Origin of the sequence: Micromonospora sp. NPDC005215, from assembly GCF_040607915.1 — a bacterium.
Taxonomy (GTDB): Bacteria; Actinomycetota; Actinomycetes; order Mycobacteriales; family Micromonosporaceae; genus Micromonospora.
Window position 1 is genome coordinate 78593 of sequence record NZ_JBEXHQ010000018.1, and the last position, 17891, is coordinate 96483.

Genomic DNA, 17891 nt, shown 5'->3' on the forward strand with positions numbered 1-17891 from the left:
TGGGGCGGAATTAGCCTGCCCGTGCGCATCCGGGGCGGCCGGGTGACCGGGGGGTGGAGCCGCATGTCCGACCAACGGGTACCTCTCGTTCGACCGGCGGCACCGGGATCGCCCGCGGCGTTCGAGGTGGCCCGCGGCGGCGCCGAGGCGCAGACACTGCAGGAGCTGGCCGGGTTGCTGCGCCAGTTGCGCCGCCGGGAAGCCCGGCAGCAGGGCGAGACGCAGCTGACGTACCGGCAGCTGGCCGCGAAGACCGGCTGGTCGCGCGGGATCATCGGGGAGTACTTCGCCGGCAACATCCTGCCTCCGCCGGAGCGCTTCGACGCTCTCATCAGGCTGCTCGGGGCAACCCCCGCCGAGCAGGGAGTGCTCGCCACGGCACGGGACCGGGTCGAGGAGCGCCGTCGAAGCCCGAACCGGGACCACGCGACCACCGGACGGGCGAGCGCCGGGGCCGGACGGGCCAGGGCCGGCGGCCCGCGCACCGGTACGTTGTCGGCCCGGTTCCCGGTGCCCCGCCAACTGCCCCCGGCGCTGCCGGGTTTCGTCGGGCGTGCCGCCCAGCTCGCCGAGCTCGACGCCGCCTGCGCCGGGCCCGACGGGTCCGGGGACGGCGGCCTGGCGGCGGTCACCGTCATGACGTTGTCCGGCACGGCCGGGGTCGGCAAGACGACGCTCGCGGTGTACTGGGCGCACCGGGTCGCCGACCGTTTCCCGGACGGCCAGCTCTACGTCGACCTGCGCGGGTTCGACTCCTCCGGAGCGGTGGTGACGGCCGTCGAGGCGGTCCGGGGTTTCCTGGAGGCCCTTGAGGTGCCGCCCGAACGAATCCCCACCCACCTGCCCGCGCAGGTGGGCCTCTATCGCAGCCTGCTCGCCGGCCGCCGGATGCTGGTGCTGCTCGACAACGCCCGCGACATCGACCAGGTCCGTCCCCTGCTGGTCGGCAGCCCGAGCTGCCTGGTCCTGGTCACCAGCCGCAACCGGCTCGCCGGTCTGATCGCCGCCGAGGGCGCCCGGCCGATCGGCGTGGGCCTGCTCAGCACCGTCGAGGCCTGGCAACTGCTGGCCCGGCGGCTCGGCGCGGACCGGTTGGCGGCCGAACCGCAGGCGGTGGACGAGATAATCGAGCGGTGTGCGCGGCTGCCGCTGGCGCTGGCGGTGCTCGCCGCCAGAGGCGCGGCGAATCCCGCCTTCGGCCTGGCCACCCTCGCCGCCGAGCTGCGCGAGGCGCCGCACCCGCTGGACTCGTTCGACGGTGGCGACGCAGGCACCGACGTGCAGGCGGTCTTCTCCTGGTCGTACCGGAGCCTGACGCCTGCGGCAGCGCGCCTGTTCCGGCTGTTCGGCTGCCATCCGGGGCCGGAGATCGGGGTCGCCGCGGCGGCCAGCCTGGCCGGGCTGCCCCGCGGTCAGGTGCCTCGACTGCTGGCGGAGCTGGCCCACGCCCACCTGGTCACCGAGCAGGCCCCCGGCCGGTTCGGCGCGCACGACCTCCTCCGGGCGTACGCGGCGGAGCTGGCGGAACGTCTCGAGCCGGCGGAAGCCCGGCGGGCCGCGATCCGGCGTGGGCTGGACCACTACCTGCACACCGCCCACGCGGCCGCGCTGCTGCTGCAACCGGGCCGGGATCCGGTCACCCTGGCCGCCGCTCCACCGGGCGTGCTGCCCGAGGAGATCACCAACCACGGTCAGGCGCTGGCCTGGTTCACCATCGAGTACCCGGTGCTGCTGGCGGCGGTCGCACACGCCAGACGGGCCGGGTTCGACGGCCATGCCTGGCAGTTGGCCTGGACACTTGTGGACTTCCTGCAACGTCGGGGGCGTTGGACGGACCTGGCCGTCGCCCAGCGGACCGCCCTGGCCGGGGCGCGGCGGGCGGGCGACCGGCTCGGGCAGGCGAACGCCCACCGCGACCTGGCCCGGGTGCTCTCCCGGCTGGGCCGGGTGGACGAGGCAGCCCGGAACTACCGCCAGGCCCTTGTCATCTTCGAGGCGTTGGGTGATCACACCGGGCAGGCGCGTACCCACCGGGCGTTCGGCGCGATGCTCGACGGGCTCGGCCGGTACGCCGAGGCCCTGGACCACGGACAGCGGGCCCTGGCGCTGTACCGGGCCGCCGGCCATCCGGACGGGGAGGCCAGCGCCCGTAACGCGGTGGGTTGGGCCCACGCCCAGCTCGGCCAGTACGGGCCCGCGCTCGCGCACTGCGAGCAGGCGTTGGCGCTGCTGCGCCCGACCGGCGACCGGCACGGTGAGGCGAACACCTGGGACAGCCTCGGCTTCATCCACGCCCGGCTGGGTGACCACCGCGCGGCGGTGCGCTGTTACCAGCGGGCGCTCGGTTTGTACCGGCGGGTCAGCGACCGCTACGACGAGGCGGACACCCTGTCCCGGCTCGGCGAGAGCCGACACGCGGCGGGGGACACGCCAGGTGCCGTCCGCACCTGGCGGCGGGCCCTGGGCATCCTCGACGACCTCGGCCACCCCGACGTCGAGCGGGTGCGTGACCTGCTGAGCCGGGCGACGGCCAGCTGCTCGACGCCGGGCTGACCCTCGCCCACGAGCTGGTCGGAGGTCGGCGAGGGGTCGCCGCCGGGCGCGCTCGGCCGGCGCCCGGAGGTCGGCCGGTGACGCTTGGCACACCGGCGGTGGCCGATTGAGGTACGCCGGCCAGCGTGCGGCCGGGCACTCCGTAGACTGGTACGGCACCGCCCGTCCACCTGTCGAAGGAGCCATCCCGCGTGACCGTTCAGCCCATCCGTCTGTTTGGGGATCCGGTGCTGCGCACGCCGGCCGATCCGGTGGTCAACTTCGACGCCGAGCTGCGTCGGCTCGTCGCCGACCTCACCGACACGATGCGTGAGCAGAACGGCGCCGGCCTGGCCGCGCCGCAGCTCGGCGTGAGTCTGCGGGTGTTCACCTTCGACGTCGACGACGTGCTCGGGCACCTGATCAATCCGGTGCTCGAGTTTCCCGACGAGGAGGAGCAGGATGGCCCGGAGGGCTGCCTGTCGATCCCCGGGCTCTACTTCGACACCAAGCGTCGGCAGAATGTCGTCGCCAAGGGCTTCAGCTCCTTCGGCGACCCGGTGCAGATCGTCGGTAGCGGCCTGATGTCGCGTTGCGTCCAGCACGAGACCGACCACCTCGACGGGGTGCTCTTCCTGGACCGACTGGACCAGGAGGGGCGCAAGGAAGCCATGAAGGCGATCCGTGCGGCCGACTGGTACGACGGGGCGGCCCCACCCACGATCAAGCTGAGCCCGCACATCAGCGACCCCTTCGGTCTGGGTCGGTGACCCGATGCGTGTGATCTTCGCCGGTACGCCGGCCGTCGCCGTTCCCGCCCTGGCCGCCGTCGCCGCCTCCCGGCACGACCTGCTCGCCGTTGTCACCCGGCCGGACGCGCCCGCCGGGCGGGGGCGTGGCCTGTCCCGCTCCCCGGTCGGCGAGTGGGCCGACGCGCAGGGCGTCGAGGTGCTCAGGCCGGCCCGCCCCCGTGACCCCGAGTTCCTCGACCGGCTGCGCGAGCTCGCGCCGGACTGCGTGCCGGTGGTCGCCTACGGCGCGCTGGTGCCGCCGGCCGCCCTGGAGATCCCCCGGCACGGCTGGATCAACCTGCACTTCTCGGTGCTGCCCGCGTGGCGTGGCGCCGCTCCCGTGCAGCACGCCGTGCTGCACGGTGACGAGCTGACCGGGGCCAGCGTCTTCCAGTTGGAGGAGGGTCTGGACACCGGCCCGGTCTACGGCACCCTCACCGACGAGATCCGCGCCGCCGACACCTCCGGTGACCTGCTGGAACGGCTCGCCGACACCGGTGCCGGGCTGCTGGTGGCGGTGCTCGACGCGATCGCCGACGGCACCGCCCGAGCCGAGCCGCAGCCCGCCGACGGGGTGTCGCTGGCGCCGAAGCTGACGGTGGACGACGCCCGGGTGCGCTGGGGCGACCCGGCCTTCGCCGTGGACCGCCGGATCCGGGCCTGCACCCCGGCCCCGGGCGGCTGGACCATGTTCCGGGGCGAGCGGGTGAAGCTCGGCCCGGTCGTGCCGGTGCCCGACGGCCCCGACCTGAAGCCGGGGGAGTTGCTTGTGGAGAAGTCCCGGGTGTTGGCCGGCACGGCGACCGTGCCGGTGCGCCTCGGTGAGGTCCGCGCCGCGGGCAAGCGGGCCATGGGCGCGACCGACTGGGCGCGCGGCGTCCGGGTCGGCGCCGGAGAGGACTTCGCGTGACAGCCCCGGAGGGCACCCGCCCCACCCGCCCCACCCGTTCCGGCCCGCCCGCGGATCGTGGCGGGGACCGCCGGCCGGTCCGGCCACCACTGGACCGCCCGCGCCGTGCGGCGTACGAGGCGGTGGCCGCGGTGCACCGCGACGACGCGTTCGCCAACCTGGTGCTGCCCATCATCCTGCGGGATGAGGGGCTGTTCGGCCGGGACGCGGCCTTCGCCACCGAGCTGACCTACGGCACCCTGCGCAACCTGGGCACGTTGGACGCGATCCTGACCGACGCCGCCGGCCGGGACGTGGCCCGGATCGACCCACCGGTCCGCGACGCGCTGCGGCTCGGGGCGTACCAACTCCTGCACACCCGAGTGCCCGCGCACGCCGCGGTGTCGTCGACGGTGGACCTGGTCCGTTCGGTGGCACCGGGCGCGACCGGCTTCGCCAACGCGGTGCTGCGCGAGGTGTCCAGCCGGGACGCGGACGCCTGGGTGGCGAAACTCGCCCCGCCGATGGAGACCGACCCGGTCGGGCACCTGTCGTTGGCGTACAGCCATCCGCAGTGGATCGTGCGGGCCTTCTCCGAAGCGCTCGGCGGCGATCTCGGTGAGACGGCCCGGCTCCTGATCGAGGACAACGAGCGCCCCCCGGTGCACCTGTGCGCCCGGCCCGGCCTGATCGACCCGATCGAGCTGGCCGACCAGGTCGGCGGGGCGCCCGGCGCGTTCTCGCCGTACACCGTCTATCTGCCCGGCGGCGCGCCGGGCGACATCCCGGCGGTGGTCGACGGCCGTGCCCACGTCCAGGACGAGGGCTCCCAGCTGGTCGCCGCGGCACTCGCCGACGCGCCCCTGGACGGCCCGGACGGGCGCTGGCTGGACCTGTGTGCCGGCCCGGGCGGCAAGGCCGGCCTGCTCGGCGCGCTGGCCGCGCAGCGTGGCGCGCGGGTGACAGCGGTGGAGGTGGCCGAGCACCGCGCCCGGCTGGTCTCCCTGACGACCCGCGACCTGCCGGTGACAGTGCTGGCCATGGACGGTCGTGACGTCGGCGCCGACCCGAAGCTGCCGGAGCAGCACTTCGACCGGGTGCTTGTGGACGCCCCCTGCACGGGGCTGGGCTCGCTGCGGCGCCGGCCGGAGTCGCGGTGGCGCCGCCAACCGTCCGACCTGCCGCCGCTGACCCGGCTGCAACGGGAGTTGCTGGGAGCGGCGTTGCGGGCGGTCCGCCCGGGTGGTCTGGTCGCCTATGTGACCTGCTCGCCGCACACCGTCGAGACGCACGTGACAGTGACCGAGGCGGCCCGCCGCAGTGGGGTTGCGGTGGACTTCGTCGACGCCCGGTCGCTGCTGCCGGCCGGTATGCCCGGTCTGGGTGACGGGCCGACGGTGCAGCTCTGGCCGCACCGCCACGGCACCGACGCGATGTTCCTCGCCGTCCTGCGGCGAGGCTGACGGGCTCACGTCCGGCCGGTCACCCGACCGGCCGGACGCCAGACGCTCAGGTGACCGGGAGTCCCTTGGTGCCGGCGTTGCGCATCGAGCGGGTCAGGTTCCGGTCGGAGATCCAGAGGAAGCACTGCACGCCGCGGTTGCCGTTCTTCCACTCCTCCTCGTACGGCTGGTAGTAGATCGTGCCGGCGCGGAAGTCGAGTTGGGAGTTGTCCGGCACCTTGGCGTACCTGGCGATCATCGTCTGGCAGGCCCGGTGGGTCTTCTTGACGGTGCGGGAAAACTCGGCGTAGCTGATCTCCGGTGCCTGCCAGACCCCGACGAACTCGGCGTGGTGTCTGGCCGTGCAGGAGACCGGCACCATCTCGTCGATGTCGTCCTTGACCAGCTTCGGGTTGAAGCAGCGGTACGCCAGGGGCGCCGCGCCGGACAGCGCACCCCGGAGGCTGCCGGTGCGCGGGCCGACTGTGGTGTCGTCGATGCTGGCGATCTCGCTGACGTCGCAGCGGTACCAGCGGGCACCGCCCGCCCAGGCCTGTGGCGACGGCAGCACCACGGTCAGGCCGAGCCGCCCGGAACGCCAGTCGGCGCCCACCGCCTTGTTGACAGCCGTGTCGCACCCGGCCTGTGCGGCCCGCATGCCGACCGAGCCGGGCTGCGGGGGCGTGCCCGGCGCGGCGTTCGAGCCGGTGAGCGTGCCGACGTGCATGGTCTCCACCAGGTGCGAGTCGGTGCACGCCGTCGGGTTGTAGCCGCTCAGGAAGCCGACCTGCTGGGAGGTCGGGTGGCAGACGTCGGCGGCGGGCACGAACTGCTGCGCCGCGACGGGCGCCGGCCAGTCGTCGACGAGGTCGCTGTCGACTCCGGCGGGTGCGCTGCACCCGGCCAGCACCAGGGCCACTGCCGCACCCCCGGCGTACGCCGCCCACCACCGTCGCATCCCTGACCTCCCGCCACTGTGGCCTCCAGCCGGACCCCGCCGGTCGGTAGCGCCACGGCGCAGCAGCATACGGCACCGGTGCTCAGATGGCGGGCAGTCCCTCGGGGCCGGCGCCGCGCATCGAGCGGGTGAGTTTGCGGTCGTCGCTCCACAGGAAGCAGCGCACCCCACGGTCGCCCTCCTCCCACTCCCGTTGCGAGGGCGGGTAGTAGATGGACCCGGCCCGGTACGGCAGGTCCTTGTTGTTCGGCACGGCGGCGTACTCGGCGATCAACGCCATGCAGCGTTTGTGTGACTGCGCGGCGGAGCCGGTGAACTCGGCCCAGCTGGCGTCCCGTTCCTGGTAGACGCCCACGAACTCGGCGCGGTGCGGCTCGGTGCAGAGCACCGGCGCCATGTAGTTGAGGTTGTCGCCGATCAGCTTGGGGTCGAAGCAGCGGTGGGTCAGCGGGCTGTCGCCGATCAACGCGCCGCGCAGGCTGCCGGTGCGGTTCACCGGGCGGGTGTTGTCGATGCTGCCGGTCTCGCTGAGGTCGCAGCGGAACCAGCGCGCGCCGCCGGCCCAGGCCGGCCCCGAGGGCAGCGCCAGGGACAGCGCGAGTCGGGCCGTGTGCCAGTCGCCACCGAGCACCTCCCGGGCCCGTTGGTCGCACTCGGCGCGGGCCGTGCGCAGCGCCGGCGATCCGGGCTCCGGCCGGGTCTCGGTCAGCGCGTCGGGCCCGACGAAGGTGCCGACGTGGATGGCCTCGGCCAGGTGGTTGCGCGCGCAGTCCACTGTCTCGTAGGTGCTGGCCTGCACGACCGCGGTGATCCGGGGCAGGCAGGTGTCGGTGGCGGGGGCGAACGGCGTCGGGGCCCGCAGCGCCGGCCAGTCGTCGGTGAGATCACCGTCCGCGCCCCGCGCCGGCGCGCAGCCGGCCAGCAGCATCGTCGTGACGCCGGCCAGCACCAGCGCTGGAAGCCACCGTCGCATCGTCCGCCCTTCCGGGAGCTGGCGGCCGGTCACCGCGCCCCGCGGCGAAACCCCGGCGGGCGTGCGCCCTTCGGCACCGTCCCGGTTGGAGTGTCGTCGCGTTTCCGTCGATCGGCCAGCCACTCATGTCTGTTCGTCCGGATTCGGCAGTCCGGAGCGACTAATTCTGCACCACTGGTCACTGTCGCATCACAGCGCGTCGGAGTTGGTGCCGCGATGCGGGTGACGGGTGACCGCGTTCGTACACTGGCCCCGTGACCGTACCGCCGCCGATCGTCGCGCCGAGCATTCTGGCCGCCGATTTTGCCCACCTCGCCGAAGAGGTCCGTGCCGTCGAGGACGCCGCGGACTGGTTGCACGTCGACGTGATGGACAACCATTTCGTGCCGAACCTGACCATCGGGTTGCCGGTGGTGCAGAGCCTGCGGGCGGTCACCGCGATGCCGTTCGACGTGCACCTGATGATCGAGGATCCGCGCCGGTGGGCCCCCGGTTACGCCGACGCGGGGGCGTACAACGTCACCTTCCACGCGGAGGCGGCCGACGACCCGGTGGCGCTGGCCAAGGACCTGCGCTCGGCGGGCGCGAAGGCCGGTCTGGCCATCGACCGGGACACCCCGATCGAGCCGTACCTGGACCTGCTGCCCAGCTTCGACACGCTGCTGATCATGACGATCAAGGCTGGTTTCGGTGGGCAGCGGTTCATCCCGCAGTTGCTGGATAAGGTGCGGGCCGCCCGCCGGCACGTCTCGGCCGGGCACCTGGAGCTGCGCATCGAGGTGGACGGCGGGATCGCCGCGGACACCATCGAGCAGGCCGCCGCCGCCGGCGCCGACGCGTTCGTGGCCGGCACCGCGGTGTACGGCGCCGCCGACCCGGCGGAGGCGGTGCGCCACCTGCGGGCACTGGCGCAACGCGCGGCTCCCGGGGCCTGAGGTGGAGCCCGAGGTCGACCGCAAGGACATCATCCTCGTCGTCGACGACGACGAGGACATCGCTCGTTTCGTCGAGTTCAACCTGCGGCTGCACGGCTTCGAGGTGATCCACGCCAGCGACGGCCAGGAGGCCCTGGAGGTCATCGAGCGCCAGCGGCCGGACCTGGCGGTGGTCGACCTCATGATGCCCCGCGTCGACGGGTTGGAGCTGACCCGGCGGCTGCGCGCCGACCCGATGACCTCCGCCCTGCCGGTGATCATGCTGACGGCCAAGGGGATGACCGTCGACAAGGTGCACGGGCTCAGTGCCGGCGCCGACGACTACCTGGTCAAGCCGTTCGACACCGCCGAGCTGGTGGCCCGGGTCTCGTCCACGCTGCGCCGCAACAAGGAGTTCCGGGAGGTCTCCCCGTTGACCGGGCTGCCCGGCAACAGTCGGATCCGTCGGGAGATCACCGACCGGGTGCGACAGGGGGTGGACTACGCCGTCGGCTACGTCGACATCGACCGGTTCAAGAGCGTGAACGACCGGTACGGTTTCGTCCGTGGCGACGACTTCATCTCCGCGTTGGCCCGCAGCCTGCACCGGGCGGTGGTGGGTGTCGGTCTGCCGCCGGCCTTCCTCGGACACGTCGGCGGTGACGACTTCGTCATCGTCTGCGCCCCGGACCAGGTCCGCCCGCTGACCTCCCGGGCGGTGGTGGACTTCGAGAACGCCGCCGACACGCTCTACGACCCGACCGACCGGGAGCGCGGCTTCGTCGAGCTGAAGGACCGGCGCGGCAACATCCGTCGCGCCGCCCTGGTCACGCTGTCCATCGGGGTGTCCCTCTCCGACGCCGTCAAGCGGTTCACCGACCCCCTTGAGGTGATCGCGGTGGCCTCGGAGATGAAGACGGTCGCCAAGAGCCAACCCGGGTCGTACGTGGCAGTGGACCGGCGTCGCGGCGTCACCTGACGCGTGATCCCGCTGTGAAGTAGCTCGCGTGGGTGGCGACGCACCCCCGTCGGCGTGTAAGACTGCCCTGTACCCACCACGCGCTGGCGGGACTCGGTGAAATTCCGAACCGGCGGTGATCCACGGTCCAACCGTGGTCAGCCCGCGACCCGGACGGCTCTGCCGCCCGGTGGACCTGGTGAAAATCCGGGGCCGACGGTTGGGAGCGGTTCGTCCGCACCCAGACAGTCCGGATGGGAGACAGCGCGCGGGACGGACGGGTCCGAGCCGGCCGCTGGCTTCAGCGTGCCGTGCCGACCCTCCGGGGGCGGCTGTGCCGTTCCCGGAATCCGCCACCGCCTGCCCGTGGCCCCATGGCCGCCGCCTCCCTGACCGCCCGCGCGGATCGGCGAGTGAGAGGGCAGGGCAGGGCGATGGCCAGCGTCTCCGTCGACGAGGCGATGCGGCGTGCGATCGAGTTGGCGGCACGCGGGCTCGGCACCACCAGTCCCAATCCGGTGGTCGGCTGCGTGCTGCTCGACGAGGACGGCCAGGTCGTGGGCGAGGGCTTCCACGCGTACGCCGGCGGGCCGCACGCCGAGATCGTCGCGCTGGCGCAGGCCGGGCAGCGCGCCAAGGGCGGCACCGCGGTCGTCACTCTGGAACCCTGCGACCACACCGGCCGCACCGGCCCCTGCAGTTCCGCGCTCGTCCAGGCCGGAATCTCCCGGGTGGCCATCGCCGTACCCGACCCCAACCCTGTCGCGTCCGGGGGTGCCGCCACCCTGCGCGCCGCCGGGGTCCGTGTCGATCTGGGGGTACGCGGCGAGGAGGCCGAGGCCGGCAACGTCGCCTGGCTGACCTCGATGCGCCGCGGCTGGCCGTACGTCATCTGGAAGTACGCCGCCACGCTCGACGGGCGCTCCGCCGCGGCGGACGGCACCAGCATGTGGATCACCTCGGAGGCGGCCCGGATCGACGTGCACGCGCTGCGCGGCACTGTCGACGCGGTGCTCGCCGGGGTGGGCACCGTGCTCGCCGACGACCCCCGGTTGACCGCCCGCAACCTGCGCGACGGCAGCCTGGCCATCCGGCAGCCGCTGCGGGTGGTCGTGGACAGCTCGGGGCGTACCCCGGTTGACGCCCGGGTCCGCGACGGCGCCGCGCGGACGTGGATCGCGACCGCCGACGAGGTCGGCGCCGGCCCGGACGGCCGGGTCGACCTGTCGGCGCTGCTCGCGGCGCTGCACCAGCGTGGAATCCGCGCGGTGCTGTTGGAGGGTGGCCCCCGACTGGCCGGCGCGTTCCTGCGGGCCGGCCTGGTCGACAAGATCGTCTCCTACGTCGCGCCCCGGTTGCTCGGCGCCGGCCCGACCGCCCTGGTCGACGCGGGAGTGACCACCATCGCTGAGGCCATCGATCTGGAGTTCGTCGACGTTACGCAGATCGGTCCGGATCTTCGGATCACCGCTTTGCCCCGCAAAAGGGAGGGCTGACATGTTCACCGGCATTATCGAGGAGTTGGGCGAGATCGTCCGGGTTACGGCGACGGCGGGCGATTCGGCGCTTGTCGCCGTGCGCGGTCCGTTTGTCACGTCCGACGCCCGACACGGCGACTCCATCGCGGTCAACGGCGTCTGCCTGACCGTCGTGGAGGTCAGCGACGGGGTCTTCACCGCCGACGTGATGGGGGAGACGCTGCGCCGCTCCGCGCTCGGCGCGCTGAGCGTCGGCGACCCGGTCAACCTGGAGCGGGCCGCCGCCCTCGGCAGCCGGCTCGGCGGGCACCTGGTGCAGGGCCACGTCGACGGCGTCGGTGAGCTGATCTCCCGGGAGCCGGCCGAGCAGTGGGAGACCGTCCGGTTCCGACTGCCCGCCGCGCTGTCCCGGTACGTGGTGGAGAAGGGCTCGATCACCATCGACGGGATCTCGCTGACCGTGGCCGAGGTGGGCGCGGACGAGTTCGCCGTCGGGTTGATCCCGACCACGCTCAAGCTGACCACGCTCGGTGCCAAGGGTGTTGGCGACCCGGTCAACCTGGAGGTCGACGTGCTGGCCAAGTACGTGGAGCGGCTGCTCGGCAACCGGCTCACCGACACCGACGGTCACGGCGTGGCCGCCGGCACCGGGCCGGTGGCGTGATGGGTCCGCTCAGCTGGCTGTTGGACGCCCAGGTGCAGGTGGCCGGCTCGCCGGTGCTGGCCCGGGAGGTCGTCGGCAACGCCTTCGGGCTGATCTCCGCGCTGCTCGGGCTGCGCCGGCTGGTCTGGGCGTGGCCGGTCGGGATGATCGGTAACGCGCTGCTGCTCACCGTCTTCCTCGGCGGGGTGTTCGTCACCCCGCAGGAGCACGACCTGTACGGGCAGGCCGGCCGGCAGGTGTTCTTCTTCGCGGTCAGCGTCTACGGCTGGTGGCGCTGGCAGCGCAACCGTCGCGCCGACGCCGGTCAGGCGGCGGTCGTCCCGCGCTGGGCCACCGGGCGGGAGCGGCTGATGCTGCTGCTGGCCGCCGCGGTCGGCACCGCCGCGGCGTACCCGGTGCTCAAGGCACTGGGCTCGTGGGGTCCGCTGCCCGACGCCTGGATCCTCACCGGCAGCCTGCTGGCCACCTACGGCATGGCCCGTGGCTGGGTGGAGTTCTGGCTGCTCTGGATCGCTGTCGACGCGGTCGGCGTGCCGCTGCTGCTGCGCGGCGGCTTCTATCCGTCGGCGGTCATGTACCTGATCTACGGCGCCATCTGCGCCTGGGGCTTCGCCGCCTGGTGGCGCACCTCGCGCGCCACCCGGCCAGCCCCCGCCCGTCCCATCTACACGGAGGCCGTCGCGTGACCAGCTTCGGGGATATCGAGCAGGCGATCGCGGAGATCGCCGCCGGCCGGCCGGTCGTCGTGGTCGACGACGCCGACCGGGAGAACGAGGGCGACCTGATCTTCGCGGCCGAGCTGGCCACGCCGGAGCTGATGGCGTTCATGGTGCGCTACACCTCCGGGTACGTCTGCGTGGCGTTGACCGAGCGCGAGGCCGACCGTCTCGACCTGCCGCCGATGCACCACACCAACCAGGATCGGCGCGGCACCGCGTACACGGTGACCGTGGACGCCCGGGAGGGGATCAGCACCGGCATCTCGGCGGCCGACCGCGCCCACACCAGCCGGCTGCTCGCCGCCGCGGCGACCGATCCGACCGACCTGGCCCGGCCCGGGCACGTGGTGCCGCTGCGCGCCCGCGAGGGCGGGGTGCTGCGTCGATCCGGGCACACCGAGGCGGCGATCGACCTGACCCGGCTGGCCGGGCTGCGTCCGGCGGGCGTGCTCTGCGAGCTGGTCAACGACGACGGCACCATGATGCGGGTGCCGGACCTGGAGAAGTTCTGCGCCGAGCACGGCCTCACGCTGATCACCATCGCCGACCTGATCGCCTACCGGCGGCGTACCGAGAAGCAGGTCGAACTGGTCGCGGACGCCCGGATGCCCACCCGGCACGGGGTGTTCCGGGCGCTCGGCTACCGCGCCGAGCACGATCCGGCCGAACACGTCGCCATGGTGCTGGGTGACCTCGGCGACGGCCAGGACGTGCTGGTCCGGGTGCACTCGGAGTGCCTCACCGGGGACGTGTTCGGCTCGCTGCGCTGCGACTGCGGGCCGCAGTTGGACGCCGCGCTGGCCCGGGTCGCCCACGAGGGCCGGGGCGTGGTCCTCTACGTCCGCGGACACGAGGGGCGCGGCATCGGGCTGTTGCACAAGCTTCAGGCGTACCAGTTGCAGGACTCCGGACGCGACACCGTCGACGCCAACCTCGACCTGGGCCTGCCGGCCGACGCCCGCGACTACGGCACCGGCGCGCAGATCCTCTACGACCTGGGCGTGCGCTCGATGCGACTGCTGACAAACAACCCGGCCAAGCGGGCCGGGCTGGAGGGGTACGGGTTGACCATCACCGGCCGGGAGGGGTTGCCGGCCGGGGCGCACCCGGAGAACCTGCGGTACCTGCGCACCAAGCGGGACCGGATGGGTCACCTGCTGGACGAGTTGGACGAAGTGTCCGAGGCGCCGCTGGGGCGTCCGGTCGCCAACGACGAGATCGGAGCATGACGATGGCGGGTTTCGGTGAGCCGGGAGTCGACGCGGTGGACGCAGCGGGGCTGACCGTCGGGATCGTGGCCGCCCGGTGGCATGGTGACCTGACCGACCACATGCTGGAGCGGGCCGTGGCGGCCGCCGAGGCGTGCGGGGCGCGTTCCGTCGTCGCCCGGGTCGCCGGCTCGGTCGAGCTGCCGGTGGTGGCCCAGGCCCTGGCACGCCGCTGTGACGTGGTGGTCGCTCTCGGCGTGGTGGTGCGCGGTTCCACAGCGCACTTCGACTACGTCTGCCGCTCGGTGACCGACGGGCTGACCCGGGTGGCGCTGGACGAGGGCAAGCCGGTGGCGCACGGGGTGCTGACCGTGGAGACCATCGAGCAGGCCCGCGACCGGGCCGGTCTGCCCGGCTCGGCCGAGGACAAGGGCTGGGCCGCCACGGTGGCCGCGCTCGACGCGGCGCTCGCCGTGCGAACGGTGGCGGCGGGCAACGCCCAGCGGGTCGGCTTCGGCGGCTGACGCAGCTCCACCGGCGGCCGGGCTCAGCGGCGGCCAGGTTCGGCGGCGACCAGGTTCAGAGGCGACCGGCCTCGATGATCCGGTGCAGGAACTGCCGGGTCCGGGGCTGGGTCGGCTCGCCGAGCACCTGCTCCGGCGGTCCGCTCTCGACGACCCGCCCGCCGTCGAGGAAGCAGACCTGGTCGGCGACCTCACGGGCGAAGCCCATCTCGTGGGTGGCCAGCACCATGGTCATGCCGTCGGCCTTCAGGTCCCGGATCATCGCCAGCACCTCACCGACGAGTTCCGGGTCCAGCGCGGAGGTGATCTCGTCGAGCAGCATCAGTCGAGGTGAGTTCGCCAGTGCCCGGACGATCGCCACCCGCTGCTGCTGCCCGCCGGAGAGCCGGTCCGGGTAGGCGTCCGCCCGGGCGCCGAGACCCACCCGGTCGAGCAGCTCCCGGGCCTGCGCCTCCGCCTCCGCCCGGGCCCGCCGGTGTACGCGCCGCGGCGCGAGGGTGATGTTGTCCAACACGCTCAGGTGCGGGAAGAGGTTGTACGCCTGGAACACCATCCCGATCCGCCGGCGGACCCGGTCCGGGTCCACCCGGGGATCGGAGATGTCCTCCCCGTCCAGCTCGATGGTGCCGTCGTCCAGCTCCTCCAGCAGGTTCACGCAGCGCAGCAGGGTGGACTTGCCCGAACCGGAGGCGCCGATCAGCGCGACCACCTGATGCTCGGCGACCGTCAGGTCGAGGTGGTCGAGCACGACGGTGCCGGCGAACTCCTTGCGCAGACCCCGGCAGCGCAGCAGCGCCATGGTCAGCCTCCCGACTGTCGGCGGGCCGCGCGCAGCGTCACCCAGTCGGTGACCGCGATGAGCGGGATCGCGAGCAGCACGAAGAGCACCCCCGCCACGACGTACGGCGTGTAGTTGAACGACTGGGCGGTGGCGATCTGGGCGGCGCGGACCGCGTCGATCGGCCCGGCGAGCGAGACCAGCCCGACGTCCTTCTGCAACGCCACCACGTCGTTGAGCAGCGGTGGCGCCACCCGGCGGACGGCCTGCGGCAGGACCACGTGCCGCATCGTCTGCCGGTAGGTCAGGCCCAGCGAACGGGCCGCCGCGAGCTGGCTGGGATGCACCGACTCGATGCCGGCCCGGAACACCTCGGCAAGATAACCGCCGTAGGTGAGGATCAACGCGAGCCCGCCGAGCACCAGCACCGGTGGCATGCCCTGCAGACGCAGGCCCGGCACGCCGAGGGTGAGCAGGTAGAGCACGATGATCAGCGGCAGACCGCGGAAGGTGTAGGTGTAGCCGGCGGCCAGCGCCCGGACCGGAAAGAAGATCGGGCCGCGCAGCGTCCGCAGCACCGCGATCACCAGCCCGAGCACCAGCGCGCCGATCGCACAGCAGACCAGCAGTCGGACGTTGAGCCAGAGCCCGCCCAGCACCGCCGGCAGCGCGTCCCGGGCGATCGCCGGGTCCAGGAACGACTGCCGGACCCGGTCCCAGCCGGGCGCACCCGTCACCGCGACGACCAGCAGCGTGCCGAGCGCCGCCGTGGAGCAGGCCGCGACAAGCACGCTGTAGATGGTCTGCCGGTTCCGGTACGCCGACCGCCGCCGCTGCGCCTCGGAGGGAACGTGATCGAGCAGGGTCACCGCAGCTCGGCCGCCCCCGCCACCTGCGCGAGCCACTTCTGCTCCAACTGCTTCAGCGTGCCCGCCTCGGTGAGCTGACCGACCGCGCCGGTGACGCAGGAGGTCAGCGGCGAGTTCTTGTCCAGCAGCAACCCGAAGGCCTCGGGCGTGCCGACCTGCGGCACCTGCCCGACGATCGTCGCGTCGGTGATCTCCGCGCCGGTGATGTAGAAGGCGGTCGGCAGGTCCACCACCAGACCGTCGATCTGCCCGTTCTGCAGGGCCTTCTTGGCGTCGTCGTTGCTGTTGTAGACCTGAGGCTTTCTGGTCGGCTTGAGCACGTCGGTGATCGCCTGGTAGCTGGTGGTGCCGACCTGGGCGCCGAGCCGGGCGTCACGGAGGTCCGCCAACGACTTCCGGCCGGCGAACTTGGAAGACTTCAACGCGATCACGGTCTGCCGAACCAGGTAGTACGGCGCGGAGAAGTCGACAGCCCGCTTGCGCTCCTCGGTGATGGAGAACTGGTTGATGTCGAAGTCGAAGTCCTTCGGCCCGGGTGCGATGGCGGTGTCGAACTTGACCCGGGTCCAGGCGACATCCGCGCGGGCGTAGCCGAGCTTCTCGGCCACCGCGTACGCGACGGCGGATTCGAAGCCCTCGCCGTTGTCCGGCTTGTCCTTGGCGAACCACGGCTCGTACGCGGGCTGGTCGGTGGCGATGGTGAGCTTGCCCGGTGTACGCGTGGGCAGGCTGTCCCTGGCACAGGAGGGTGCCGCGGTGACAGTCGGGTTCGGTTTCTCCTGTGGCGCGCACCCGCCGGTGGCGACGACGACCGCACCGGCGAGGGTGAGCGCGAAAAGACGTGAGCTGCTGGCCATGGCCGACAGCGTAGAGCTCCACGCGCATCGATCGAAGATATTCCCACCGTGGTGGTAGGGAATTGTCCGCTTGCTGGATTCCGGCGGACCCGGACGCGGGGCGCCGCCCCGGCGGCTGGAAGAATCGTCCACCGTGAAGACGTTCGAGGAGTTGTTCGCCGAGCTGCAGGCCAAGGCCGCCGCCGGCACCCCGGGCTCGGGCACCGTCGCCGCCCTGGAAAAGGGCGTGCACTTCATCGGCAAGAAGGTCGTCGAGGAGGCGGCCGAGTCGTGGATGGCCGCCGAGCACGAGGGGCCGGAGCGCACCGCCGAGGAGATCTCCCAGCTGCTCTACCAGGTCCAGGTGCTCATGCTCGCCAGTGGTCTCGACCTCAAGGACGTCTACCGACATCTGTGAGTGCCCCCACCCGTTGATCGCCATCCGGATCGAAGGAGCACTCCCGTCATGTTGCGTGTCGCCATTCCCAACAAGGGCACCCTGGCCGAGCCGGCCGCCCAGATGCTGCGCGAGGCGGGCTACCGCCAGCGCACCGACCCCAAGGACCTCGTCTGCCGCGACGAGGCCAACGACGTCGAATTCTTCTACCTGCGCCCCAAGGACATCGCCACCTACGTCGGGTCCGGTGACCTCGACCTCGGGATCACCGGCCGGGACCTGCTGATCGACTCGGCCGCGCCGGCGGAGGAGGTCGTCGACCTCGCCTTCGGTCAGGCCACCTTCCGCTTCGCCGCACGCCCCGACGACATCGCCTCCGTGCGGGACCTGGGCGGGCACCGGATCGCCACCGCGTACCCCGGGCTGGTCGAGCGGCACCTCGGCGAGGCGGGCGTCCAGGCCGACGTGATCCGCCTCGACGGCGCGGTGGAGAACGCCGTACGCCTCGGCGTCGCCGACGTGATCGCGGACGTCGTGGAGACCGGCGCCACCCTGCGTCAGGCGGGCCTCGTGGTGTTCGGCGAGCCGCTGCTGCGCTCCTCGGCGGTGCTGGTCCGCCGCGCCGCCGCGCCGCCGCACCCGCAGTCCGCGCAGCTGCTGCGCCGCCTGCACGGTGTGCTGGTCGCGCGCCGCTACGTGATGCTCGCCTACGACGTGCCGGCCGGTCTGCTGGAACGGGCCAGCGGGCTCACCCCCGGCATCGAGTCGCCGACCGTGTCGCCGCTGCACCGCGAGGGGTGGGTGGCGGTGCAGGCGATGGTGCTCCGTGACGACGTCCACCGCATCATGGACGAGCTGTACGAGCTGGGCGCCCGCGCCATCCTGGTCACCAACATCCACGCCTGCCGGCTCTGACCGATCACCTCGATCTCCTTGAAACGGGGGTGTCCGGCCCGCCGCG

The 17891-nt window shown here is 72.8% G+C and carries 18 protein-coding genes and 1 riboswitch; of the genes, 13 read left to right on the forward strand and 5 right to left on the reverse strand.

Features of this window, described 5'->3' with window-relative positions:
* Nucleotides 1-63 precede the first annotated feature (63 nt).
* From ABZU25_RS16005 to ABZU25_RS16020, 4 genes are all read left to right on the forward strand, one after another.
* Nucleotides 64-2553 carry a tetratricopeptide repeat protein gene (locus ABZU25_RS16005; RefSeq protein ID WP_355030082.1) on the forward strand — a complete coding sequence of 830 codons (2490 nt, stop codon included), beginning with the start codon at nucleotides 64-66 and terminating at the stop codon, nucleotides 2551-2553.
* Nucleotides 2554-2744: 191 nt separating this feature from the next.
* Nucleotides 2745-3302, forward strand: a complete 558-nt coding sequence (gene def, locus ABZU25_RS16010; RefSeq protein ID WP_355030083.1) for a peptide deformylase — start codon at nucleotides 2745-2747, stop codon at nucleotides 3300-3302.
* A 4-nt stretch (nucleotides 3303-3306) separates the two neighbouring features.
* The gene (gene fmt, locus ABZU25_RS16015) at nucleotides 3307-4233 is read left to right on the forward strand and encodes a methionyl-tRNA formyltransferase (RefSeq protein WP_355030084.1); all 927 of its coding nucleotides are present in this window, start codon (nucleotides 3307-3309) and stop codon (nucleotides 4231-4233) included.
* Nucleotides 4188-5675 carry a transcription antitermination factor NusB gene (locus tag ABZU25_RS16020; RefSeq protein ID WP_355030128.1) on the forward strand — a complete coding sequence of 496 codons (1488 nt, stop codon included), beginning with the start codon at nucleotides 4188-4190 and terminating at the stop codon, nucleotides 5673-5675. The genes fmt and ABZU25_RS16020 overlap by 46 nt, the downstream gene beginning before the upstream one ends.
* Nucleotides 5676-5721: 46 nt before the next feature.
* On the opposite strand, the gene ABZU25_RS16025 is transcribed toward ABZU25_RS16020, so the two are convergent.
* Together ABZU25_RS16025 and ABZU25_RS16030 are read right to left on the reverse strand one after the other, a co-directional pair.
* Nucleotides 5722-6612, reverse strand: coding sequence for a septum formation family protein (locus tag ABZU25_RS16025; protein WP_355030085.1), 891 nt, complete (start codon nucleotides 6610-6612; stop codon nucleotides 5722-5724).
* Between the two features lie 82 nt (nucleotides 6613-6694).
* Nucleotides 6695-7585: a septum formation family protein gene (locus ABZU25_RS16030; RefSeq protein ID WP_355030086.1), complete on the reverse strand. Its 891-nt coding sequence runs from the start codon at nucleotides 7583-7585 to the stop codon at nucleotides 6695-6697.
* 254 nt (nucleotides 7586-7839) lie between these two features.
* Between ABZU25_RS16030 and rpe the strand changes: the two genes are divergently transcribed.
* From rpe to ribH, 7 genes are all read left to right on the forward strand, one after another.
* Nucleotides 7840-8520, forward strand: a complete 681-nt coding sequence (rpe, locus tag ABZU25_RS16035) for a ribulose-phosphate 3-epimerase (protein ID WP_355030087.1) — start codon at nucleotides 7840-7842, stop codon at nucleotides 8518-8520.
* A gap of 1 nt (nucleotide 8521) precedes the next feature.
* Nucleotides 8522-9478: a response regulator gene (locus tag ABZU25_RS16040; RefSeq protein WP_355030088.1), complete on the forward strand. Its 957-nt coding sequence runs from the start codon at nucleotides 8522-8524 to the stop codon at nucleotides 9476-9478.
* A 78-nt stretch (nucleotides 9479-9556) separates the two neighbouring features.
* Nucleotides 9557-9727: riboswitch (FMN riboswitch) on the forward strand.
* Between the two features lie 164 nt (nucleotides 9728-9891).
* Nucleotides 9892-10953, forward strand: a complete 1062-nt coding sequence (gene ribD / locus ABZU25_RS16045) for a bifunctional diaminohydroxyphosphoribosylaminopyrimidine deaminase/5-amino-6-(5-phosphoribosylamino)uracil reductase RibD (protein WP_355030089.1) — start codon at nucleotides 9892-9894, stop codon at nucleotides 10951-10953.
* Nucleotide 10954: 1 nt separating this feature from the next.
* Nucleotides 10955-11599, forward strand: a complete 645-nt coding sequence (locus ABZU25_RS16050; protein WP_355030090.1) for a riboflavin synthase — start codon at nucleotides 10955-10957, stop codon at nucleotides 11597-11599.
* Nucleotides 11599-12285 (forward strand): nicotinamide riboside transporter PnuC, encoded by a 687-nt coding sequence (gene pnuC, locus ABZU25_RS16055; RefSeq protein ID WP_355030091.1) that lies wholly within the window; start codon nucleotides 11599-11601, stop codon nucleotides 12283-12285. The genes ABZU25_RS16050 and pnuC overlap by 1 nt, the downstream gene beginning before the upstream one ends.
* Nucleotides 12282-13547, forward strand: coding sequence for a bifunctional 3,4-dihydroxy-2-butanone-4-phosphate synthase/GTP cyclohydrolase II (locus tag ABZU25_RS16060; RefSeq protein WP_355030092.1), 1266 nt, complete (start codon nucleotides 12282-12284; stop codon nucleotides 13545-13547). Before pnuC ends, ABZU25_RS16060 begins: the two co-directional genes overlap by 4 nt.
* Before the next feature lie 2 nt (nucleotides 13548-13549).
* On the forward strand, nucleotides 13550-14050 hold the full coding sequence (gene ribH, locus ABZU25_RS16065) for a 6,7-dimethyl-8-ribityllumazine synthase (protein ID WP_238648758.1): 501 nt from the start codon (nucleotides 13550-13552) through the stop codon (nucleotides 14048-14050).
* 55 nt (nucleotides 14051-14105) lie between these two features.
* On the opposite strand, the gene ABZU25_RS16070 is transcribed toward ribH, so the two are convergent.
* From ABZU25_RS16070 to ABZU25_RS16080, 3 genes are read right to left on the reverse strand one after another with little or no spacing between them, the layout of a single operon-like run.
* Nucleotides 14106-14849 carry an amino acid ABC transporter ATP-binding protein gene (locus tag ABZU25_RS16070; protein WP_355030093.1) on the reverse strand — a complete coding sequence of 248 codons (744 nt, stop codon included), beginning with the start codon at nucleotides 14847-14849 and terminating at the stop codon, nucleotides 14106-14108.
* A gap of 2 nt (nucleotides 14850-14851) precedes the next feature.
* The gene (locus ABZU25_RS16075) at nucleotides 14852-15697 is read right to left on the reverse strand and encodes an amino acid ABC transporter permease (protein ID WP_355030094.1); all 846 of its coding nucleotides are present in this window, start codon (nucleotides 15695-15697) and stop codon (nucleotides 14852-14854) included.
* Entirely contained in the window at nucleotides 15694-16554 is an 861-nt protein-coding gene (locus tag ABZU25_RS16080; protein WP_355030095.1) for an ABC transporter substrate-binding protein, read from the reverse strand. The genes ABZU25_RS16075 and ABZU25_RS16080 overlap by 4 nt, the downstream gene beginning before the upstream one ends.
* A 115-nt stretch (nucleotides 16555-16669) precedes the next feature.
* On the opposite strand from ABZU25_RS16080, the gene ABZU25_RS16085 reads away from it, so the two are divergent.
* Nucleotides 16670-16951: a phosphoribosyl-ATP diphosphatase gene (locus tag ABZU25_RS16085; RefSeq protein ID WP_355030129.1), complete on the forward strand. Its 282-nt coding sequence runs from the start codon at nucleotides 16670-16672 to the stop codon at nucleotides 16949-16951.
* Nucleotides 16952-16999: 48 nt separating this feature from the next.
* Nucleotides 17000-17845 (forward strand): ATP phosphoribosyltransferase, encoded by an 846-nt coding sequence (gene hisG / locus ABZU25_RS16090; protein ID WP_355030096.1) that lies wholly within the window; start codon nucleotides 17000-17002, stop codon nucleotides 17843-17845.
* The last annotated feature ends 46 nt before the right edge of the window (nucleotides 17846-17891 follow it).